Origin of the sequence: Rhodanobacter thiooxydans, from assembly GCF_021545845.1 — a bacterium.
Classification (GTDB): domain Bacteria; phylum Pseudomonadota; class Gammaproteobacteria; order Xanthomonadales; family Rhodanobacteraceae; genus Rhodanobacter.
In genome coordinates, this window is sequence record NZ_CP088923.1 from 3,472,878 (window position 1) to 3,495,596 (window position 22,719).

At 67.7% G+C, this 22,719-nt stretch carries 14 protein-coding genes; 9 read left to right on the forward strand and 5 right to left on the reverse strand.

Annotated elements, in window-relative coordinates:
- Nucleotides 1–39: 39 nt before the first annotated feature.
- Both LRK53_RS15875 and LRK53_RS15880 read left to right on the forward strand, forming a co-directional pair.
- Entirely contained in the window at nucleotides 40–519 is a 480-nt protein-coding gene (locus LRK53_RS15875) for a hypothetical protein (protein WP_027491470.1), read from the forward strand.
- 230 nt (nucleotides 520–749) lie between these two features.
- On the forward strand, nucleotides 750–1,880 hold the full coding sequence (locus LRK53_RS15880) for an IS5 family transposase (protein WP_235642382.1): 1,131 nt from the start codon (nucleotides 750–752) through the stop codon (nucleotides 1,878–1,880).
- Nucleotides 1,881–1,959: 79 nt separating this feature from the next.
- On the opposite strand, the gene hrpA is transcribed toward LRK53_RS15880, so the two are convergent.
- Nucleotides 1,960–5,979, reverse strand: coding sequence for an ATP-dependent RNA helicase HrpA (gene hrpA / locus LRK53_RS15885; protein WP_027493378.1), 4,020 nt, complete (start codon nucleotides 5,977–5,979; stop codon nucleotides 1,960–1,962).
- A 139-nt stretch (nucleotides 5,980–6,118) separates the two neighbouring features.
- Here hrpA and LRK53_RS15890 point away from each other — a divergent pair, with 139 nt between their 5' ends.
- The 5 genes from LRK53_RS15890 (at nucleotide 6,119) to LRK53_RS15910 (ending at nucleotide 17,361) form a co-directional block, all read left to right on the forward strand.
- A complete protein-coding gene (locus LRK53_RS15890) occupies nucleotides 6,119–6,586 on the forward strand; it encodes a Dps family protein (protein ID WP_027493379.1) in 468 nt (155 codons plus the stop codon).
- Nucleotides 6,587–6,784: 198 nt separating this feature from the next.
- The gene (locus LRK53_RS15895; protein ID WP_027493380.1) at nucleotides 6,785–9,406 is read left to right on the forward strand and encodes a glycosyltransferase family 2 protein; all 2,622 of its coding nucleotides are present in this window, start codon (nucleotides 6,785–6,787) and stop codon (nucleotides 9,404–9,406) included.
- A gap of 143 nt (nucleotides 9,407–9,549) precedes the next feature.
- The gene (locus LRK53_RS15900) at nucleotides 9,550–11,316 is read left to right on the forward strand and encodes an autotransporter assembly complex protein TamA (protein ID WP_027493381.1); all 1,767 of its coding nucleotides are present in this window, start codon (nucleotides 9,550–9,552) and stop codon (nucleotides 11,314–11,316) included.
- A gap of 144 nt (nucleotides 11,317–11,460) precedes the next feature.
- Nucleotides 11,461–15,207, forward strand: coding sequence for a translocation/assembly module TamB domain-containing protein (locus tag LRK53_RS15905; RefSeq protein WP_027493382.1), 3,747 nt, complete (start codon nucleotides 11,461–11,463; stop codon nucleotides 15,205–15,207).
- A 102-nt stretch (nucleotides 15,208–15,309) separates the two neighbouring features.
- Nucleotides 15,310–17,361 (forward strand): M13 family metallopeptidase, encoded by a 2,052-nt coding sequence (locus tag LRK53_RS15910; RefSeq protein ID WP_027493383.1) that lies wholly within the window; start codon nucleotides 15,310–15,312, stop codon nucleotides 17,359–17,361.
- Nucleotides 17,362–17,474: 113 nt separating this feature from the next.
- On the opposite strand, the gene LRK53_RS15915 is transcribed toward LRK53_RS15910, so the two are convergent.
- Complete coding sequence (locus tag LRK53_RS15915; RefSeq protein ID WP_027493384.1) at nucleotides 17,475–17,885, reverse strand: DUF1801 domain-containing protein; 411 nt, start codon at nucleotides 17,883–17,885, stop codon at nucleotides 17,475–17,477.
- 156 nt (nucleotides 17,886–18,041) lie between these two features.
- On the opposite strand from LRK53_RS15915, the gene LRK53_RS15920 reads away from it, so the two are divergent.
- Nucleotides 18,042–18,263, forward strand: coding sequence for an AbrB/MazE/SpoVT family DNA-binding domain-containing protein (locus LRK53_RS15920; RefSeq protein ID WP_027493385.1), 222 nt, complete (start codon nucleotides 18,042–18,044; stop codon nucleotides 18,261–18,263).
- A gap of 10 nt (nucleotides 18,264–18,273) precedes the next feature.
- Nucleotides 18,274–18,702, forward strand: a complete 429-nt coding sequence (locus LRK53_RS15925; RefSeq protein WP_027493386.1) for a type II toxin-antitoxin system death-on-curing family toxin — start codon at nucleotides 18,274–18,276, stop codon at nucleotides 18,700–18,702.
- A 200-nt stretch (nucleotides 18,703–18,902) separates the two neighbouring features.
- On the opposite strand, the gene LRK53_RS15930 is transcribed toward LRK53_RS15925, so the two are convergent.
- From LRK53_RS15930 to murL, 3 genes are all read right to left on the reverse strand, one after another.
- On the reverse strand, nucleotides 18,903–19,478 hold the full coding sequence (locus LRK53_RS15930) for a class I SAM-dependent methyltransferase (protein ID WP_027493387.1): 576 nt from the start codon (nucleotides 19,476–19,478) through the stop codon (nucleotides 18,903–18,905).
- 239 nt (nucleotides 19,479–19,717) lie between these two features.
- Nucleotides 19,718–21,091 carry a UDP-N-acetylmuramoyl-L-alanine--D-glutamate ligase gene (gene murD, locus LRK53_RS15935; protein ID WP_027493388.1) on the reverse strand — a complete coding sequence of 458 codons (1,374 nt, stop codon included), beginning with the start codon at nucleotides 21,089–21,091 and terminating at the stop codon, nucleotides 19,718–19,720.
- A gap of 201 nt (nucleotides 21,092–21,292) precedes the next feature.
- Complete coding sequence (gene murL / locus LRK53_RS15940; protein ID WP_425504514.1) at nucleotides 21,293–22,648, reverse strand: UDP-N-acetyl-alpha-D-muramoyl-L-alanyl-L-glutamate epimerase; 1,356 nt, start codon at nucleotides 22,646–22,648, stop codon at nucleotides 21,293–21,295.
- Between the last annotated feature and the right edge of the window lie 71 nt (nucleotides 22,649–22,719).

A 22,719-nucleotide genomic window follows, 5' to 3' on the forward strand; every position in this document is an offset into this window, starting at 1 on the left:
GCAGAATCGGCGCTTCCCTTCTGCCCCGAGGATGCGCCCATGTCGATTCGTCCCCGCCACCCGCGCTTGCCGCTGCTGCTGGCGCTGTCGCTGGCTTGCCTGTCTGCGCAGGCGCAACAGGCCGATGGCCTGCAACAGCGCATGAGCGCCACCGAATTCAAGGCCGCCGGCCTGGACAAGCTGTCGGCGCAGGAATTGCAGAATCTCGACGAATGGCTACGCCAGCACGGCAAGACCACCACCAAGATGGTCGACACCAGCGGCCAGCCGGTGTTCTACGAACCAAAGCAGAAGCGCAGCAAGTTCAACGCCCACCTGGTCGGGCACTTCAGCGGCTGGCACGGCCACGACGAATTCACCCTGGACAATGGCCAGGCATGGAAGCAGATCGGCTCGGACGCACCCGTCTGCATGAGCGCCGACAACCCGGCGGTCAAGCTCAAGCCGTCGCTGTTCGACAGCTGGCTGATGTACGTGAATGGCTGCAACGGCAGCGTGCACGTGCGGCGGACGCGCTGAGAGGTTGTGATTTTTCAACCTCTCAGACCGGCCACGGCGAGGGCATGGCGAGGGTATGGATGCCCGAGTTGAGGCAACGCAGGAGCAGTTGCCCGAGGGCCGGGCGTGTACCGGACTCGCGATCGAAGAAAACCACAGGATGTGGTTTTCTTCACAAGCTCTGAGAGGGTGTCGACAAAATAAAAATAGGCTGCGAACATGCCGTAAACAGGCACTTTGGGCGGGTTTGAATGAGCAAGACCGAGGCGACGCCGGTGAAACGAGGGCGCAAGCCGAGCCTGAACGCAGGGCATGTCACCGCCTTGCGTACCATCGTGAAGGCATCGCCGCACGCGACCTTGGACGAGGTGACCGGCGCGTTGCGTGAGCAAACGAAGGTCAAGGTCTGTTCGGCCACGGTGCGCAAGGCGCTGCGGCAGGCCGGTATCCACAAGGCGAAGCCTGCCATCGCCAAGCCGGAACCCACGCCGGCGGATGGTGCACCCCAACGCTATGGCTATACGGCAAGGCATCGGCGCAAGGAAGGTGCCAGCGGCATGAACACCGACCTGACCGACGCGGAATGGGCGTGGGTGGCTGACTTGTTCGAGCGCGATGGCGGGCAGGGGCGGCCCGTAAGCTATGCGCGCAAACGCGTCGTCGACGCCTGTTGTTATGTGGTGCGCACGGGGTGCGCCTGGCGCTTGCTGCCCAAGAGCTTCCCGCCGTGGGCCAGTGTCCACAAGACGTTCAGCCGCTGGGCGAAGGCCGGTTTGTTCGAAGCCATGCATGATCGTCTGCGCGCCCAGTGGCGGGAACGCGAAGGCCGCAAGCCCGAGCCCACGGCCGGCGTGATCGACGCACAAAGCAACCGCAGCAGCGCGCAAGGCGGCATGACTGGACGCGACGCCGGCAAGAAGGTCAAGGGTCGCAAACGCCACCTGTTGGTGGACACGCTCGGGTGGTTGTTGGCGGTGAGCGTGACCGCCGCCAGTGTGCAGGATCGCGATGCCGCGCCCGCCGTTGTGGATCAAGCCGTTGCCAAGGTTCCTGGACTGCTCAAGCTCTATGCCGACGGCGCCTACGCCGGCAAGTGCAAGGAAGGCATCGAGGCCGCGCACCCGAGCTTGAAGGTCGAGATCGTTCGCCACCCGCAAAACCGCAACACGGGATCGTGGCAGGGTGCACAGCTTCCGCTACTGCCCGACCCCGTGGCCAAAGGCTTCGTCGTCCTTGCCAAACGCTGGGTTGTTGAGCGCACTCATGCCTGGAACGAGCGCGCCCGGCGACTGATGGTGCACCATGATCGCTCCGCATGGGCGCCGGTGGCTTGGGTCTGGTTAGTCGAAGCGCGTATCCTCGCCACTAGACTCGCAAGCTGATTGTTTTGTCGACACCCTCTGAGCAACTGACCCGAAGCCGGCGCCAGCCTGCTCCTGCGGCGCAGGGGCGCCGTATCGCTCAGCCCAGCGCCGCCAGCGCCTTGGCCAGGCGTTTGGCCGAGACCGGCTCGGCGGTCTTCAGTTCCTGCGCGAACAGCGAGACGCGCCATTCCTCGATCAGCCAGCGCAACTCGTCCAGACCCGCCGGGTCGGCGCCGGCGGCGCGGTGCTGCAGGTACGCGCGCCAATACGGCAGCACCTGCAGCAGGCGCTGCTGGTCCTTCGCCGGGTCCTGGCGCAGACGCTCGCCGCGCAGGCGCATCGCCTTCAGGTAGCGCGGGTAGTGCGCCAGCCGTGCCGGCGGCAGCTCGCGCAGGAAACCCGGCACCAGCAGCGCGTCGAACTGTTCGCGCAGATCGTCGTGGCTGGCGCGCGCGAAACCCAGCAGCGGCGGCTGCAGCCAGGGCTTGAGATCAGCCTGCGCCTCGATGATCGGTTCGGCCAGCTTCAGCCGCTCGACGCCGGCGCCGAACAGCTCGCGCGCGCACTGCGTGCGCAACGACTCGAACGCGCCGGCGGTGCGCACGTCCAGCTCATGGCGCTGCAGCAGGTCGGCGAAGCCGCCTTCGAGCAGGTCTTCGCGCAAGCCCTCCACGCCGCCCAATGGAGCGTACTTCAAGGCCAGCGCATGGCCGATCGGCAGCCGGCGGCGCGCCTGCTTCGCCTCGCTGGCCAGCGCATTGCGCAGCAGCCGCACCACGCCTTGCCGATGCGCCACGCGCGCTTCGTCGCTGCGCTCGAACACGCGCAGCGCCACCGTCTCGCCCAGGTCGACCAGCGCCGGGAACGCGGTGAGTCCGCCCTCGGAACGCAGCTGCGCTGGGATCTCCTCGAAATCCCAGCTGGCCACGTCTTCGCGGGTCAGCTCGAGATCGGTCTTGCGCGAGAACGCCTCGCGCGCCGGCCCTTCCCATTGCCCGCGCAGGGCCGCCAGGTCGCGACCGCTGGCCAGCGTCCTGCCACGCTCGTCATGCAGGCGGTAGCGCATCAGCAGGTGCGGCGGCAGTTCGACGGCGGTGAAGTCGCCGGCGGCAAGCTCGACGCCGGTGGCGCGTTGCAGGAATGCAGCCAGCGCCTTCACCAGCGATTCGTCGCGCGGCGCCTCGGCCTCGACGAACGCACGCGCGAAGTCCGGCGCAGGCACGAAGTTGCGCCGCAGCGCCTTGGGCAGGCCGCGGATCAGCTCGGCCACCTTGTCGGCCAGCAGGCCCGGCACCAGCCATTCGCAGCGTGCCAGCCGCAGCGCGTTCAACATCGCCAGCGGCAGCTGCAGGGTGACGCCGTCGGCCTCGTCGCCAGGAACGAAACGGTATTCGAGCCGGTAGCGTTGCGCGCCGATCTCCAGCGCGGCAGGGAAGGCCCTCGCGTCTAGCCCGGCGCCGCCGGCCATCACGTCGTCCAGCGACCAGCGCAGCGCCGCCTGCTCGGCCGGGCGTGCCTTGCGGTACCACACGTCCAGCGCGCGACTGCTGGCGATCTCCTCGGGCAGCTTGCCCTCGAAGAATGCGACCAGCTCGTCCTCGTGGCGAATCAGCCCCTCGCGCCGCTGCTTCGCCTCGATGCCCTGCGCCTCCTCCAGCACGCGCTGGTTCGCGCGCACGAAATCCACCTTCGTGTCGATGTCGCCGCGCACCAGCGCCTCGCGCAGGAAGATCGCATGGGCCAGCGCGGGATCCTGCCGCTGGAAGGTGACCGGCCGCTTCTCCACCAGCACCAGGCCAAACAGGCTGACCTGCTCGTACGCCACCACGCAGCCGCGCTTCTTCGACCAGTGCGGGTCGCGGCAATGTGTGCGCAGCAGGTGCGCGGCCTGCTGCTCGATCCACAGCGGCTCGACGCGTGCATTCATCATGCCCCACACGCGCCCGCCCACGTCGAGGATCTGCGCGCAGAAGACCCAGTTCGGCGGCGCCTTCGCCAGCGCCGAGCCGGGGAACAGCTGGAACTTGCGCTCGCGCGTGCTCTGGTAGACGCCCTTTTCGTCCTTGCGGCCGACCTGGGTGGGCAGGCCGGCGAGCAAGGCGCGATGTACTGATTCGTACAACCGATCGGCGTCGACGCTCTCGCTCCCTCCCCTGCTCGCAGGGGAGGGTTGGGGAGGGGTGCTCTTGATCTTAAAAGCTTCACCCCCTCCCAACCTCCCCCTGCGCGCAGGGGGAGGAGCAGGGCGCGCAGCTTGCGGCTGCCCATCCAGCTTCCAGCCTAGCTCCCCCACCACCAGCAGCAACTGCCGGTGCAGCTCGCGCCACTCGCGCATGCGCATGAAGCTGAGGAAGTGCCGCGAACACCAGTCGCGCAGTTTCGACTGGGTCAGCTCCTCGTGCGCATCGTGATAGGCGCGCCACAGGTTCAGCACGCCGGCGAAGTCGGACTTCGGATCGGCGAACGCGGCGTGTGCGGCGTCGGCCTGCTGGCGTGCATCGGCGGGGCGCTCGCGCGGGTCCTGGATGCTGAGGAAGGCGACGATGACGAGCAGCTCGCGCAGGGCATGCAGCTGCTCGCCCTCGACCAGCATGCGCGCCAGCTGCACGTCGATCGGCAACTTCGCCAGGGTACGGCCGATCGCGGTGAGCTTGCGCCCCTCGTCGATCGCGGAAATTTCGGTCAGCCGGCGGAAGCCGTCGGCCACCACGCGCGGGTCGGGCGCTTCCAGGAACGGGAACTCGTCGACCTCGCCCAGCTTCAGCGCCAGCATGCGCAGGATCACGTTGGCCAGCGACGAGCGCAGCAGTTCCGGGTCGGTGAATGCGGCGCGGCCGGCGAAATCCGCCTCGTCGTACAGGCGATAGCAGATGCCCGGTCCGACACGGCCGCAGCGGCCCTTGCGCTGATCCGCCGCCGCCTGCGAGATCGGTTCGACATGCAGCCGTTCGAGCTGGCTGCGCTGGCTGTAGCGCTTGACCCGCGCGGTACCGGTGTCGATCACGTAGCGGATGCGCGGCACGGTCAGCGAAGTCTCGGCCACGTTGGTCGCCAGCACCACGCGGCGCTTCACGCCGGGCTTGAACACGCGGTCCTGCTCGCCAGCAGAGAGCCGTGCGTACAGCGGCATGATCTCGGTCTCGCGGTACTGCCGGCGCGACAGCAGCAGGTGCGCGTCGCGGATCTCGCGCTCGCCGGGCAGGAACACCAGCACGTCGCCACGCGGATCGCCGCGGGTGATCTCGTCGAGCACGGCGGCGATGTGCTCGGCGCTGCCCTGTCTGTGGTCAGAGTCACTTTTCGCCTGCGAAAAGTGACTCTGACCCCCCACTGGCCGCCAGCGCGTTTCGACCGGATACGCCCGCCCCTCCACCTCCACCACCGGCGCACCGTCGAAATGTTCGGCGAAGCGCGCGGTGTCGATCGTCGCCGAGGTGACGATGATCTTCAGTTCCGGCCGCTTGATCGCCAACCGTTTCAGATAGCCGAGCAGGAAGTCGATGTTGAGGCTGCGCTCGTGCGCCTCGTCGATGATCAAGGTGTCGTAGGCGGACAGCCACGGGTCGCCCTGCGTCTCGGCGAGCAGGATGCCGTCGGTCATGAACTTGATCAGGCTGCGCTCGGACACCTGGTCGTTGAAGCGCACCTGGAAACCCACCACCTCGCCCAGCGGCGTGCCCAGTTCCTCGGCCACCCGGCGCGCGACCGAACGGGCGGCCAGCCGGCGCGGCTGGGTGCAGCCGATCATGCCGGCCTCGCCGCGGCCGGCGGCCAGGCACAGCTTCGGCAACTGGGTGGTCTTGCCCGAACCGGTCTCGCCGGCGATCACCACCACCTGGTGCTCGCGGATCAGCTTGACGATGTCCTTGCCGCGCGCGCTGATCGGCAGCGATTCGTCCAGCCGGATCGGCGGCTTGGCCACGGCGCGGGCGCGACGTTTGGCCGCGGAACGTTCGATATCCGCGCGCAGCGACGCCAGCTTGTCTTCATCGGGTCGGCGCGACAGCGCACGCCAGCGGCCCAGCAGGCGGCCGAAATCGCGGCTGCATACCGTCTCCAGCTGGCCGCGCAGGCCGGAACCGGCGGAATCGTTGGCGGTCGAGTGGGTGTCGTTCATCGGACCGCGCATGATAGCTGCTGGCGGGTCGCCAACCCGATAGCCGCGGACTATCGGGAACATCCGAAGGATTCATTTCACCCGCGGGCACCGACCCGCTACGGTTGATCCATCGACTCACCGCAGGAAGGAGCAGCACATGGCCATTTCCATCGGTATCGCCGGGAAGGACCTCGAGGCGGTCGCCAGGCACCTGTCCCGGCTGCTGGCCGACACCTACTCGCTGTACCTGAAGACCCACAGCTTCCACTGGAACGTCACCGGCCCGCAGTTCAACAGCCTGCACACCATGTTCGCGACCCAGTACCACGAACTGTGGCTGGCCGCCGACGAGGTGGCCGAGCGCATCCGCACGCTGGACGTGTTCGCCCCCGGCTCCTACAGCCAGTTCGCCAAGCTCAGCGCGATCAAGGAAGAAGCCGGCGTGCCGGAATGGAAGGCGATGGTGGCCCAGCTGGTCGAAGGCCACGAGATCGCCGCCGCCACCGCGCGCGACACGCTCAAGGCCGCCAACGCTGCCGGCGACGACGGCACCGCCGACATGGTCACCGGACGCCTGAAGGAGCACGAAAAGGCTGCCTGGATGCTGCGCTCGCTGCTGAAGTAGGCCTTCCGGCGATTCGCCCGGAACCGACGGCGCCTTCCCGGGGAGGGCGCCGTTTCCGTCTCGCCCGCCGTCCTGGCGCGCTGCGCTCCTGACCTTGCGCTGACCGCAGCTGACGCGCTTTATTGAGCCCGATGGCATGGATTGGTTAAGCTCCTCGGGCTCTACCGCCTGTTGCGCAGGCTTCCTCCGGGGATTTTTTTGAGCGCCACCGCAGCAAACCACAACAGCCGGTATCCGCTGCTCACGGCGATCGTGCTCGCCCTGATCGTGGCCGCGATGAACATCGGGCTGTGGTGGTGGGGCAACTACCCGCGCGGGCCGGAGGACTGGCACGGCAAGGTCGGCGGCTACGCGCTGTCGGTGTTCCAGCGCTACCAGAGCCCGTTCAAGCAGGATTATCCCAGCGACGACGAGATCGCCGCCGACCTCAAGCTGCTGCATCGGTACACGGACCACATCCGCAGCTACACCATGCGGCAGAACCCGCAGCTGTACCGGCTGGCGCAGGCCGTAGGGCTGAAGGTGATGGCCGGTGCGGAGATCGACAAGCGGCTGGACAACAACGAGCGCGAGATCGAGCTGCTGATCGCCAAGGCGCGCGCCTACCCGGACACCGTCACCCGGGTCATCGTGGGCAACGAGGTGCTGTTCCGCAACGACCTGCCGCCCGAGCAGATGATGCTGTACCTGGACCGCGTGCGCGCGGCCGTGCACCAGCCGGTGTCGATCGCCGAGCCGGACTACATCTGGCTGAAGTACCCCGAGCTGGTGCAGCACGTGGACTTCATCACCATCCACCTGTTCCCGTTCTGGAACGGCGTGCCGGTCAGCGGCCCCTCCGGCAACCCCCATCCGGCGCTGGACCAGGCGCTCGGCGCCTACCAGCAGATCCGCCAGCGCTACCCGGACAAGCCGGTGGTGGTCGGCGAAATCGGCTGGCCGTCGAACGGCGACCGCCACGAGTACGCCGACCCGTCGGTGTCCAACGAGGCGATCTTCATCCGCGACTGGATGAACGCGGCCAAGGCCGCGCACATCGACTACTACCTGATGGAGGCGTTCGACCAGCCGTGGAAGGAGAACCTCGGCGAGGGGCGCACCGGCGCGTACTGGGGCATGTTCAACGCCGACCGCCAGCTGAAGTTCCCGCTGACCGGCCCGGTGGTCGAGGACACCTCGTGGCCGTGGAAGGCGATCGCGGCGAGCCTGCTGGCGCTGCTGCCGATGATCCTGTTCGCGCGCCGCTTCAGCCGCTTCAAGCTGATGGGGCGGTTCTTCTTCGCCGCGCTGATCCAGCTCGCCTGCGGCCTGATCGTGTGGTCGGCCACGCTGCCGTTCAACTTCTACCTGAGCTGGGTCGACTGGACCATGCTCACCCTGCTGTTCCCGGCGCAGATCGCCATCCTCGCCATCCTGCTGATCAACGGCTTCGAGTTCACCGAGGTGCTGTGGCGGCGCGACTGGCTCCGCCACGCCGGCATGCTCACGCCCGACCCGCCTGAGAAGCAGCCGTTCGTGTCGATCCACCTGGCCTGCTACAACGAACCGCCGGAGATGGTGCAGGTCACGCTCGATTCGCTGGCCGCACTGGACTACGCCAACTTCGAAGTGTTGGTGATCGACAACAACACCAAGGACCCGGCGGTGTGGCAGCCGGTGCAGGCCTATTGCGAGAAGCTCGGCCCGCGCTTCCGCTTCTTCCACCTGGAACCGTGGCCCGGCTTCAAGGCCGGCGCGCTGAACTTCGGCCTGAAGGAAACCGCGCCGGAAGCCGACGTGGTGGCGGTGATCGACGCCGACTACGTGGTGCGCCCGGACTGGCTGGCCACCCTCACCGGCCACTTCCACGACCCGAAGGTGGCGGTGGTGCAGTGCCCGCAGTCACACCGCGATTTCGAGCACAACCGCTTCCGCCGCATGACCGCGTGGGAGTTCGACGGCTTCTTCCGCATCGGCATGCACCACCGCAACGAGCGCAACGCGATCATCCAGCACGGCACCATGACCATGGTGCGGCGCTCGGCGCTGGAAGGTACCGGCGGCTGGTCGGAGTGGACCATCTGCGAGGACGCGGAGCTCGGCCTGCGCCTGATGCATGCCGGCTACGAGCTGGTCTACGTCGACGAGCTGATGGGCAAGGGGCTAACCCCGGCCGACTTCAAGGCGTACAAGAGCCAGCGCTATCGCTGGGCGTTCGGCGCCATGCAGATCCTCAAGGGCCGCTGGCGGTGGATGACGCAAAAGGGCCCGCTCTCGGCCGGCCAGCGCTTCCACTTCCTCACCGGCTGGTTCAGCTGGTTCGCCGACGCGCTGCACCTGATCTTCACCCTGATGGCGCTGTTCTGGACCGCGGGCATGATCGCCTTCCCGCAGTATTTCAGCCTGCCGATGCAGCTGTTCCTGATCCCGGTGATCGGCTTCTTCTTCGCCAAGGCCATCTTCGGCATCGTGCTGTACCGCGCCCGCGTGCCGTGCAGCTGGTACGACACGCTGATGGCCTCGCTGGCCAGCATGGGCCTGTCGCATGCCATCGCGCGCGGCATCCTGCACGGGCTCACCCGCCAGAAGACCTCGTTCGTGGTGACCGCGAAGAGCCGGCGCATGGGCGGCAGCAGCTTCGCCGCGTTCGCCCCGGTGCGCGAGGAACTGCTGATGGCGATCGCGTTGGCGTTGTGCATCATCGGCATGGCGCTGGGCTACGGCACGCGCTACGTCGAAGGCACCTTGTGGATGTTCATCCTCGCCGCGCAGTCGATTCCCTATGTCTCGGCGGTGATCGGCGCATGGATCGCGCATCGCTCGGGCGATACGGTCGGTTGATGCGGGCGGCGCCCGCATCGACAGGATCAGGAACGCGCTCCGGCTCCTGCCTCCAGGCAGGGCCGCCCTCGTACACACGAGTCATGCTCCACTTTGGGTAAGCTGCCGCTTATCGAAGACGCCTCGAGAACGAACCCCCGCGCATGCGCCGTCTCCGCCGACGCCCGAGCCTTCTGCTGTCGCTGTTGCTGCTGGCGTCGCAGGCCCATGCCGGGGTGCAACTGGTGGTGGACGGTATCGCCGACCCGCTGAAGGCGGCGGCGACGGCCGGCATGGAGCTGTCGCAGTACAGCCACCGCGACGTCAGCGCCGCGCAGGCAAAGCGCCTGTACCAACGCGCGTCCGACCAGCTGAAGGCGGCGCTGGAGCCCCACGGCTACTACGACGCCAGCGTCACCGGCGAGCTGCAGCCGGTCGGCAAGGACTGGCGGGTAACCTTGCACGTGCAGCCGGGCGAGCCGGTCAAGGTCACCTCGGTCGAGGTGAGGCTGGCGCCGGAGGCCGCCGCGCTGGCCCCGATCCGCCGCGCGAAGCGCACGCTCGAACGGCTCCAGGGCAAGACCCTGGACCACGGCGCCTACGACGCGGCGCGCGACGCGCTCAGTGCACAGCTCACCGCCAACGGCTTCCTCGACGCGCGCCTGCTCACCCATCGGGTCGAAGTTACCCGCGCCAGCCACAGCGCGGCGATCAAGCTGGCGTGGCAGGCCGGTCCGCGTTACCGCTACGGCCAGGTGCACTTCGACGGCGCGCAGTTCAAGGACGGCTTTCTCGACCGCTACGTGCCGTTCAAGTCCGGCGACTACTTCTCGCAAAAGCAGTTGCTGGAACTGCAGCAGGTACTGAACGGCGCCGATTACTTCGCGGTGGTCAACGTGCAGCCGGAGATGGACCACGCGAAGCACGGCGTGGTCGACGTCACCGTGCAGCTGGCGCCGGCCAAGCGCACGATCTATACCGGCGGCCCGTTCATCGGCACCGACACCGGCTTCGGCGTGCGCGCCGGGATGGAGCGGCGCTGGGTCAACCGGCGCGGGCACCAGTGGAAGAACGAACTGGTAGTGGCGCAGAAACTGAAGACGCTGTCCACGCTGTACTCGATCCCGATGCCCGGCAACAACCAGCGCAGCTACAACATCGGCGCGAACTTCCGCGATGCGAACACCGCCACCTCGCAATCGCGCACGCTGGAACTGGTCGGCAACGAGACCCGCCAGTGGCACGGCTGGACCCGCAGCCTGGGCGTGCACGTACTGTCCGGCACCTTCACCGTGGGCAAGCGCGGCGGCGAGCCGGACAACACACCCGGCGTCGAACATGGGCACAGCACGCTGGTGTTCGGCGAGGCCGCGCTGACGCGCAAGCAGGCCGACAACCCCGACTTCGTGAGCCGCGGCTGGCTGCTCAGCGTGGCCGCGCGCAGCACCGCCGGCAGAGCGCTGTCCGACGCCAGCTTCAGCGAACTGACCGCCGACGCGAAGTGGATCCGCGCGTTCGGCCGGCGCAACCGGCTGATCCTGCGCGGCAGCGCCGGCGTGACCTGGACCGACGACTTCGCCGCGCTGCCGCCGCAGCTGCGCTTCTTCGCCGGCGGCGACCGCTCGGTGCGCGGCTACGGCTACCAGTCGATCGGCCCCCGCAACAGCGCCGACCGCGTGCTCGGCGGCCACCATCTGCTGGTCGCCAGCAGCGAGGTCGAGCACTACTTCACGCGCAACTGGGGCATGGCCGCCTTCGTCGATGCCGGCAACGCATTCGACGGCACCGACTACCGGCCGAAGATCGGCGCCGGACTGGGCCTGCGCTGGCGCTCGCCGGTGGGCATGATCCGCGTCGACCTGGGCACGCCGCTCCACGACGATCGCGCGCACGGCATCCGATTGCATCTGGTGATCGGGCCGGATCTGTGATGAAGACGCAATCGGCCAGCGCCCGTCTTTCTCCCTCCCCTGCAACGCAGGGGAGGGTTGGGGAGGGGTCGCTCTTCGTCAATACTGAATCACTCCTTCCCGGCTTCGCCCTGGCAGAAACCATCGATGGAGCAGGCTGACGGCATGAAGTGGGTCAAGCGCACCGCGATCGCGTTCGCCACCTTGCTGCTGGTTCTGGCGGCGGCACTGTGGTGGCTGCTCGACACCAGTGCCGGGCTGCGCTTCGCGCTGGCGCGGGCGCAGGCCGGCACTGGTGGCGCGCTGCAGGTGCAACAGGCGCAGGGCCATCTGTTCGGCCCGCTCGACCTCGCCGGCATCCGCTACGACGACGGCAAGGGCACCGTGGTGACGGTAGCGAAGGCGCGGCTGGATCTGCGCTTCTGGCCGCTGCTGGCCAGGCGCGTGCACGTGGCCACGCTGGACGTGGATGGTGTCGAGGTGGCGCTGCCCAAACCCGCCGAACAGAACAGCGCCAACGCCGGCGGCTTCTCGCTGCAGCCGCCGGTTGCGCTGATTCTCGATCGCGCGCATGTCGGCACGGTGAAGGTATTGCAAGGCGGCCAGCCGCTGTTCGCCTGCAACCGGCTCGACCTGGCCGGCAGCTGGACCGATCGCGGCATCGAACTGCGCCAACTCGTGCTGCAGGCGCCCGACGGCCACGCCAGCCTCGACGGCAGGCTGGGGATCGGGGCGCGTTACCAGGGCGACGGCAACGCCGCCTTCGCCTGGAAAATCGGCGACACCAGTTATGCCGGCGATCTTGATGCGCACAGCGACGGCAAGCAGGCGCAAATCGACCTCCAACTCACCGCCCCGGCCGTCGCACGACTGCGGGTGGACCTGGTGCAATCCGGCGACTACGCCTGGACCAGCCGGCTCGATGCACCACGCTTCGATCCGAAGGCGCTGCTCGGTACCGGCTCGCTGAAGGCGCTGGCCATCGCCGTGCAGGGCCACGGCGACCGCTACGGCGGCACGCTCGACGGCCAGCTCGACCTCGACGACTACCCGTTGCTGCTGCAGCCGCTGCGCGCGCAGTTCAGCCGCGACTACGCCACGCTGACCCTGCAGCAGCTCAAGCTCGGCTCGCCGCGGATCAAGGGCAGCGTGGAAGTCAGCGGCATCATGCAGCTCGCGGCCAAGCCGCCCAACGCGCAACTCGACATCCGCTGGAACGAGCTGCAGCTGCCGGCGGAGCTGATCGGCCAGGCGCTGGCCAGCCACGGCGAACTCAAGGCCAGCGGCAGCGCCGACCGCTACCACGCCGAAGGCAGCGTCGCGATCGGCCCACCCGGCATGCCGGCGCAACTGGCGCTGAACCTCGATGGCACGCCGCAGCGGGTCACCCTGCACACGCTGGCACTGAAACAACCGCAAGGCGGTCTGCAGGTCGCCGGCACGCTGACCCTGCAGCCGAGCCTGGCGTGGCAGGCCGAGGCCAGTGCCAGCAAGTTCGATCCCGGCCAGCTCATCGCCGGCTGGAACGGCACGCTGGATTTCACCATGGCCAGCAGCGGCAGCCTGGCGAATAACGGACCCGACGCCACGCTGGAAATCCGCCAGTTGTCCGGCAAGCTGCGCGAGCGTGTGATCGGCGGCCACGGCAAGCTGCACCTGTCGCCAGACCAGGTGATCGATGGCCGGCTCGACCTAACCTCCGGCCGCAGCACGGTGAAGCTGCTGGCCCGCCCGGGCGCCAGCAACGACACCGACCTGCAACTGGCGATCGCCTCGCTGGGCGACTGGCTGCCGGATGCCGGCGGACGTCTGGACGGCCATTTCAGCATCCGCGGCAGGCAACCCAGGCTCAGCGTCAACGGTCAGCTGCACGGGCAGTCGCTGGCCTGGCAGCAGCAGAAGGTGGATGCGCTGCAGCTGGTGGCCGGCATCCCCGACATCAGCCATCCGGCCGGCAAGCTGGATCTGCGGACCCGCGGCGCGCACCTGCAGGGCCTGCAGTTCCAGCAGCTCGACCTGCTCGCCGAAGGCAGCCAGGGCGACCATCGCCTGGACGTCGATGCCCGCGGCAGCCAGCTCTCCGGCAGACTTGCGCTGCGCGGGGCGCTGAAGGGATCGACGTGGAGCGGCACGCTCTCCACGCTGAACCTGGAACCGCAGAGCATGCCCGGCTGGCGCCTGCTGCAACCCGCGCGGCTCAGCTACAACGACGGCGCGATGAGCCTGTCCGAGCTGTGCCTGACGGCCGGCGAACCGCAACTGTGCGTGGCCGCGAAGCAGGACAAACCCGGCAACCTCGACGCCAGCTACCGACTGCAGGCATTGCCGCTGGCGCTGCTGCTGAACGCCAGCGGCAACGCCGACCTGCCGATGCGCGCCGACGGCGTCATCGAAGGCAGCGGCAAGGTCCGCCGCAGCGCCGCCGGCGCGCTCAACGGGCACGCGTCGATCAGCTCGACGCAGGGCAGCATCAGCTACACCGACCATACCGAGGAACCCCTGCTGCGTTACCAACAGCTGCGCCTCACCGCCGACCTCGCGCCGGCCAGCCGGCGCATCGAGCTGCATGGCGGCCTCGACGACGGCGGTCGCATCGACGGCCAGCTCACCCTCAGCGGCGCGCAGCAGACGCTGGGTGGCCAGCTCGACCTGCGTCTGAACAACCTCGCTTTCATCGAGCTGCTCAGTAGCGAGCTGGCCAACGTCAAGGGCCACGCCGACGGCAACTTGCGTTTCGCCGGCACGCTCGGGCGGCCGGCATTCACCGGCCAGGCGAATGTGCGCGGCTTCGCTGCCGAGGTGCCATCGGCCGGCCTCAAGCTGAGCGATGGCCAGCTCGCGCTCAGCACCATGGACGCGCGGCAGTTGCTGATCCGCGGCCAGCTGACATCGGGCGCCGGCACGCTGGCCATCGACGGCAACGCCGGCTTTGGCGCCGGCATGCCGACCCGGCTGACGCTCAAAGGCAGCCACTTCACCGCCGCCGACATTCCTGCCGCGAAAGTCGTGGTGTCGCCGGACCTGACCGTGCAACAGGATGGCAGGGGCATCGACATCGGCGGCGCACTCGGCATCGACAGCGCCGACATCAACGTGGACATACTGCCTGGCGCCGGTGCCACCCGGGCCTCGCCCGATGTGGTCGTGGTCGACGAGAAACAGCAGCAAGCCGCCGGCAAGCTGCCGGTCAGCGCGACGGTCAAGGTGGATCTCGGCCAGCAGACGCACGTCATCGGCATGGGCCTGGACGGCCGCGTCGGCGGCGTGCTTACCGTGCTCGAACGCCCCGGCCGCGCCACCACCGGCCAGGGCCAGCTGACCGTCGACGGCACCTACAAGGCGTACGGTCAGAACCTCAGGATCCAGCGCGGCCAACTGCTGTTCGCCAGCACGCCGATCGACAACCCGGGGCTGAACATCCGCGCCGTGCGCAAGCTCAACCCGAACGCCACCATCGACGAAGGCCAGGAAGTGGGGCTGCTGGTTTCCGGTACCGCGCAGCGACCGATCCTCACCGTGTTCTCCAATCCGGTGATGGAGCAGTCCGACGCGCTGTCCTACCTGGTCACCGGCAAGCCGCTGTCGCAGGTAAAGAGCGGCGAAGGCGACATGGTCAGCGCCGCCGCGCAGGCGCTGGGCTCAGCCGCCGGCGACCTGCTGGCCAAAAGCGTCGGCGCGAAGCTGGGCGCGGACGACGTCGGCGTGTCCAGCAACGAGGCGCTCGGCGGCAGCTCGGCGTTCACCGTGGGCAAGTATCTTTCGCCGCGCCTGTACCTCAGCTACGGCGTCGGCCTGTTCGAGCCCGGCGAAGTGATCACCCTGCGCTACCGCCTCAGCCGGCGCTGGAACTTCGAGGCGCAACAGGCCACCGAATTCGGCCGCGCCAGCCTCAACTACCGCATCGAAAAATAACCGGCACGGTCGGCGATGGCCGGCCGGCCTGGTCCACAGGTCATGCACACAAGGTTGCCGTGGCGGACTATCGTGGGCGCTTTCCACGGCGGAGGAACGAGCATGCAGCGCACGCGATGGATACTGGCGACGGCGATCCTGTGCAGTCCGGCGGCATGGGCGGCGACGCCGGCCAGCCGGTCCTCCGGCATCGACCTGGCCGGGATCGACCACGGCGTGAGACCAGGGGACGACTTCTTCCGCTACGCCAACGGCGAATGGCTGAAGACCGCGCAGATTCCCGCCGACCGCTCCAGCACCGGCACCTTCCTCAAGGTGTTCGAGCAGGCCGAGAAGAACACTGCCGAGCTGATCCGCGACGCCGGCGCCGGCCATCCCGCCGCCGGCAGCAATGCGCGCAGGATCGCCGACTACTACGCCGCGTGGATGGACACCGCCGCCATTGAGCGGCATGGCCTGGCGCCGCTCAAGCCGGAGCTGGCGCAGATCGACGCGATCGGTTCGCGCAGGGACCTGGCCCGCGTGCTGGGCAGCCGCCTGCGCGCCGACGTCGACCCGGTCAACGCCACCCATTTCCATACCCAGAACCTGTTCGGCCTGTTCGTGACGCAGGGGCTGGAAGATCCCTCGCGCAACATCGCCTACCTGCTGCAGGGCGGCCTGGGCATGCCCAGCCGCGACTACTACCTGTCCAGCGACCCGCACATGCTGGCAACGCGTGGCAAGTACCTGACCTACATCGGCGCCCTGCTGGAACAGGCCGGCACCGCCGACGCGGCGGCCAAGGCAAGAACCGTCCTCGACCTGGAGACGAAGATCGCGAAGGCGCAGACGGACCTGCTCGACAGCCAGGATATCCACAAGGCCAACAACCTCTGGCACATGGCCGACTTCGCGCAGAAGGCGCCGGGCCTCGACTGGGCCAGCTACTTCAAGGCCGCCGGCCTGGACGGCCAGCAGCAGATCGACACCTGGCAGCCGAATGCGGTAACCGGCCTGTCGGCACTGGTCGCCAGCGAGCCGCTGCCGGCGTGGAAGGACCTGCTGCTGTTCCACACCCTCAACCAGAGCGCCGGCCTGCTGCCGAAGGCCTATGCCGACCTCAGCTTCGACTTCTACGGCCGCACCCTGCAGGGCACGCCCCAGCAGCAGCCGCGCTGGAAGCGCGCGGTCGGCGCCACCAGCGGCGACCTCGGCGACGCGGTGGGCCAGCTCTACGTCAAGCACTACTTCCCGGCGTCGTCGAAGGTGGAAATCGAGCAGTTGGTGAAGAACCTGATCGCCGCGTTCAACGACCGCATCGACACCCTGAGCTGGATGACCCCGGCCACGCGCGAAAAGGCCAAGGCCAAGCTCGCCACCCTGCGCGTCGGCGTGGGCTACCCGGATAGCTGGCGCGACTACGGTTCCCTGCAGATCCGTGCCGACGACGCACTCGGCAACCAGCTGCGTGCCGGCAAGTTCGAGTACGAACACCAGCGCGCCAAGCTCGGCCAGAGTGTCGACAAGAACGAATGGTGGATGACCCCGCAGACCGTCAACGCGCTGAACCTGCCGCTGCAGAACGCGCTGAACTTCCCCGCCGCGATCCTGCAGCCGCCGTTCTTCGACCCGCATGCCGATGCCGCCGCCAACTACGGCGCGATCGGCTCGGTGATCGGCCACGAGATCAGCCACAGCTTCGACAACATGGGCGCGGAGTTCGACGCCGAGGGCCGCCTGGCGAACTGGTGGACACCGGAAGACCTGGCCCACTTCAAGGCCGCCGGCCAGCAACTGGCGAAACAGTTCGACCAGTACGAGGCGCTGCCCGGCCTGCACGTCAACGGCGAGCAGACCCTGGGCGAGAACATCGCCGACGTCTCCGGCCTGACCATCGCCTGGTTAGCCTACCGGAAGTCGCTTGACGGCAAGCCCGCGCCGGTGATCGACGGCCTGACCGGCGACCAGCGTTTCTTCCTCGCCTACGGCCAGGCCTGGCGCTCGAAGATCCGCGACGCCGCCCAGCGCCAGCGCCTCGCCACCGACGTGCACGCCCCCGCCGACTTCCGCGCGCAGACCGTGCGCAACCTGGACGCGTGGTACCCCACGTTCGACGTGAAGCCGGGCGAGAAGCTGTACCTGGCGCCGAAGGATCGAGTGAAGATCTGGTAGGCGTTTTCCAACCGCTGAAAACAAAGGGCCGCATGCAAGTGCGGCCCTTTTGCGTGGAGCTCGAACGGGTGTGGCCACAGGCGATTCCGCCAGAAAACCGACCGGCAACAGGCCTACTTTTTCCTGGCTGCCCGCTGCGCAAGCGCGGCAGCGTTGGCCGCCACCGCCGCGCGGATCAGTTGCCTGAACGCCGCCTCGTCGATCCCGTCCCCTTCGCGCAGGTCGATCGCACGCCGCGTGCTTCCTTCCAGGCTCGCGTTGAAAAGCTTCTTCGGGTCGCTGATCGCGGCACCACGGGCGAAGGTCAGCTTCACGTACTGCTTGTACGACTCGCCGGTGCAGACGATGCCGTCATGCGACCACACCGGCGTTCCTCCTGACGTCGGCTTGGCCCATTTCCACTCCTCCTGAATCCCCGGATCGGCCACGTGGATGAGCCGACGAACACGCGCGAGCAACTCGCCCCGCCAATCCCGCAGCTCCTGAATCCGCCGGGTGATATTCGCTGATGCGGTTTTCGCCATCCGGATGATCTGTTGGCTTCATGTTTTCTCCCTTCCCGTTTCGCCGGCCGGGTCTGCGCAGGCGGGGAAAGGAGCATAACCCGCAATGGCACGGGCGTTGCGCCCAAGCCATTGCCCAATGTATAACATACGTTATAACAAACTAGGGAGACCGCCATGAAGCTCAAGATCACCACCATCGGCAACTCCGCCGGCGTCATCCTGCCGCGCGAACTGCTGGCCCGCCTACGCCTGGAAAAAGGCGACGAACTGTTCGCGCTGGAAACCCCCGACGGCATCCGCCTCACCACCTACGACCCCACCCTGGCCAGGCAGATGGAGGTGGCCGAGGAAGTCATGCGCAAACGGCGCACCTTGCTGCACAAACTAGCGCAATAGGCAGATGAAGATGATCATCTGGATCGAAAGACCGCTCGCCATCGCCATCCACGAACGTCAGCTGGCCGAACACGGCGGCGGCTCAGGCGTGCGCGATGACAACCTGTTGGATTCCGCCCTTGCGCGCCCGAAGCAATCGCATGCCTACGGCGATCCGCCACCGGATCTCGCCGAACTCGCCGCCAGCCTGGCTTTCGGCCTGGCACGCAACCACCCCTTCGTGGACGGCAACAAGCGCACGGCTGCCGTCGCCTGCGAAGTATTCATCATGCTCAACGGCGGCATCCTCGACGCCGACGATCTCGATCTATACCCGTGCTATCTCGCTCTCGCCGAAGGCAGCCTGTCCGAAACCGAGTTCGCCGCCTGGCTACGCCAGAACATCAAGCTCAGCGGCAAAAAGCGCGTGAACGAGCCGCGTGCGCGCTACGCGCGCTGAAGCCCCACTTTTTCCTCATTCCCGCGAAAGCGGGAATCCAGTGCCATCGGTCGTTATCAGGTCAAGCCAAAACACTATCCCGGCTTGACCAGCTTCGTTGTTGAAAACAACTCGCGAGGATGACACCGCTCAAGTGCCACTCGCGCTCGGCACCGTTTCAGAACGCCTCGATACCTTCTCCGCGAGTCGCTGGTCGTCAATCAGCGCCGGCCAGTCAGGCCGAAATGAAACGGACAACCATCCTGCAGATCAACCGATTCAATGTCGCGGAATCCGGCGTCGGCCATCCATTGCCGGCACTGTTCCGGCGTCGGTCGTATCGCCAGCGGCGGCCCGCGCGGAGTCGGGATGTCGCTGCGCCAGTGCATTACCGAAAGTACTCCGCCATCCCGCAGGGTCCGGCGAGCTTCCAGCAGCAACTTTCCCGGCTGCGCCAGGTGCAGCAGGTTGAAAATCATTGCATGCGCCTGCGAACCGGCAGCCACGCCCGCACCGTCCGCGACGAAATCCCGCAACTCGGCCCGGATGTTGTGCAGCCCGAGGCTCGCGGCCTTCCCGCGCACCACGTCAATCATCCCCGGCTCGATATCCAGCGCGGTAACCACCCCGCTGGTGCGCTGCGCCGCCGGCACCGTGAACGAGCCATAGCCGCAGCCAAACTCGACTACATCGCCCTGCACTTCCGTCACACCGAACAGCTTTCCGACGGCCGCCTCGCAGTCGAAGAAGCTGGCCCACCGGACCTCGTCGGGTATGCCGCTTTCACGGATCTTCATGTGGCTTCCATTTACTCCCGAGCTGACGGTTCAAGCGGAGCAGGGAGACAACTCCGCCGATCAGGCCAACCATTCAAGGCTTCCGCAGGCGTGAGCCTGCACTCGTCATCGGGAGCCTGGAGGCATCGCAGGCGATCGACCGCTGTTCGCTTTGAATGCGGCAAGAGCACCGTGCACAAGTGCGTTCCTACAGTGCCGGACATCGGCGATGTCGCCGACGACCAGTCCCCGCAAGCGATTCAGTCGCGCGGAGTTCCCTCGATACCCAGCCCATCAATACTGGCAATTCTGGAAGAATCAAACCCAGCCAGCGCACTGAACCGGCGACCCCGCTCGGCGTAGTCCTTGAACTGATCGAAACTGGGCGCACCCGGCGACAGCAGGATCACGCCATGCGCAGGCGTGCGAGCCCTGGCAACTTCGACCGCACTGGCGAGATTGGCAACCAGCAGGATCGAACAGGCCACCTCGGCGCTGCGTAGCGCTGCCTCGATGCGCGCGCCATTGGCGCCCATGCAGACGATCGCATGCGCCGGCACCGCACGCATCGCCTCGACGAACGGCGTCCAGTCCAAGCCACGGTCGTGGCCGCCGACCAGCACGGTCACCGTGCGGCCGTGCAGGCTTTCCAGGGCGGCCAGCGTGGCCAGCGGCGTGGTGCTGATCGAGTCGTTGACCCAGTGCCAGCCATTGCGTTCGCCCAGCGGTTGCAGGCGGTGCGGCAGCGGGCGGAACGTCGCCAGAGCGGGCGCAGCGGCGAGCGCGTCCATGCCGACCGCTTCCAGCGCGGCCAGCGCGGCGCAGGCGTTGAGTGCATTGTGCAGGCCCGGCGCCGCCAGTTGCCCGATCGGGAAAACCGCCTGCGCACCGCGGCAGATGAAACCGTCGCTGATATGCCAGCCTTCCAGCGTGCCGAACAGCAGGCGACGCGGATGCGCGGCGGTGCGTTCCAGCAGGCCTGGTTGCAGGCCGTTGACCAGCAGCGTGCGCGAGGCGTCGGCCAGCTTCAGCTTGTCGGCCACATAGCGCTCGCGCGAGCCGTGCCAGTCGAGGTGCTCCTCGTACAGGCTGGTGACCACGCCCAGCTCCAGCGGCCCGGCTTCGCCGGTCTGGAAGCTGGACAGTTCGATCACCCACAGTTCGGCGCGCTGGTCGAGCAGCTCCAGCAGCGGCAGGCCGATGTTGCCGGCCAGCGCGGTGCGCACACCAAGTGCACGCGCCAGGTGCGCGATCAGCGCGCTGGTGGTGCTCTTGCCCTTGGTGCCGGTCACCGCGATCACGCGCGCGTCGGGGTTCTCGCCGAACCACAGCGCGGTGCCCGAGGTGAACCGCGTGCCCTGCGCCTGCGCGGCCAGCAGGGCGGGCTTGTAGGCCGAGATGCCGGGCGACTTCACCACCACGTCGAACCGACTGAGCGTCGCCGCATCCGGTTCGCCGGCGACGATGTCCAGCGCAGGGTCGAACGCGCGCGCCGCCTCGACTTCGGCGGCGTTGCAGAACAAGGTCAGCGTCTGCGCCGGCAGGTACGCGCGTAAGGCCTTGATCACCGCGTGACCCTCGCGACCGAAACCCCAGATCGCCACGCGGCGATCGGCCAGTTCAGCGATACGCATGGAAGCCCCACGGCAGGAGCCCGCTTGCGGGCGATGCTCCTGCTCCTGCTCCTGCTCCTGCTCCTGCTCCTGCTCCTGCTCCTGCTCCTGCTCCTGCTCCTGCTCCTGCTCCTGCTCTTGCGAATCCCGAATCCCGAATCCCGAATCCCGGCGTCAAAAGCATCGCCCGCGAGCGGGCTCCTACGGCGCGAGCGCGGACCTTCATCCGCCGATCGCCACCAGCGCGGGCTGCAACCGCGCCGGCACGCGATGTTCGGGCGATGGTTCCAGCCATGGCTCCAGCGCCAGCTGCGCCGCGTCGAGCTTGGGCAGGATCTCGCTGCGGAAGCGTTCGACCAGCGCGTCCTCCTGCCACTCCGGCCGCTGGCTTAGCGCATACATCGCCGCGCGCGCCTCGGCGCCCTCGCCCACGCATTCGAACGGCTTGTGGTCCTGGTATTCCAGCAACGCGTCGAAGCCGGCGGCCAGGCCTTCGTCGTCGAGCAGGTTGCGGCCGAAGATCGCCAGCAGCCGCGGCTTGGGCAGGAACGGCGCCAGCGCGAGGAACACGAAGTGGCATTTCGGGCATTGCCCGCACCAGCGGTCCACCGGCTTCGGACCGAGCAGCTTGAAGTTGCGGTTGCAGCTGGAGAACACGTCGAAGTACGACGTCAGCTTCGCGAACGCCCGGGTGATCGCCAGCTCCGAGTACGGCCGCAGCAGCGAGCAGTAGTCGAGATCGGCGGCCACGTGGGTGTGCAGCCAGTCACCCAGCAAGATCTCGAAGGCGAGGCTCTTGCTCCACTGGTGGTTCACCTGCTGGCCGTCGTACTCCAGCGTGGCGGCCGAGGCGGAGCGTTCGTTGGCGAACGCGATCGAGTTATAGCCGTACAGGATCGCCGCCACGCCGAGGATCGCCGAGTTCACCGCGGTCACCGGGATATGCCCGTTCCACGCGCCCAGCCGGTTCAGCTCGAACAGGCCGGGCGCCAGCTCGCGCTGGATGTTCAAGGTAGGCAGACCGGTGCGCTCGGCGCAGCCGGCGATCAGCGCGGAGCTGCCCACCCACACCGCGGTGGCCTCGCCGCCGATGGACTTGATCGCCTCCACCGCGACCAGCGAATCCTTGCCGCCGCCGATCGGCACCAGGGTGCGCTTGGGCAGATCGAGCGTGCCGACCACGCTCGCACTACCACCCCGAGGGAACGCAATCCGACCGCGCAGATCCAGCCCGTTGCGGTAGGCGAACTCGGCCAGGCCATGCAGGTACAGCTGGTCCAGCAGCTCGGCGGTGGCGTCGTCGAGCGGACCACTGGCCAGTTCGATCCGCGGCGGCACGCCGGCCTTGTAATAGCTGATGCCAGCGATCAGATGCAGCAGCTTCAGGGCGGCGTCGAACGCCGCCGCGCGCCCGGCCGGCACCACCGGCGCATTCGGAAAGCGGATGCGCTCGACCAGTTCCTCGCCGTCGTCGAACGCATACGCCAGCTCGGCCACGCCATCGGCGTAGCTCGAACGCACGAAGCGGAAGACCTGGGTCAGGCGCGGTTGCATCGTGTGGCTCACATCTTTCTCCATCGCCCGCATCGTTGGGAGCGAACAGGCTGATTCTAGCTTCGGGCGGTGCCGGCCCGATGGCTTTCGGCGGG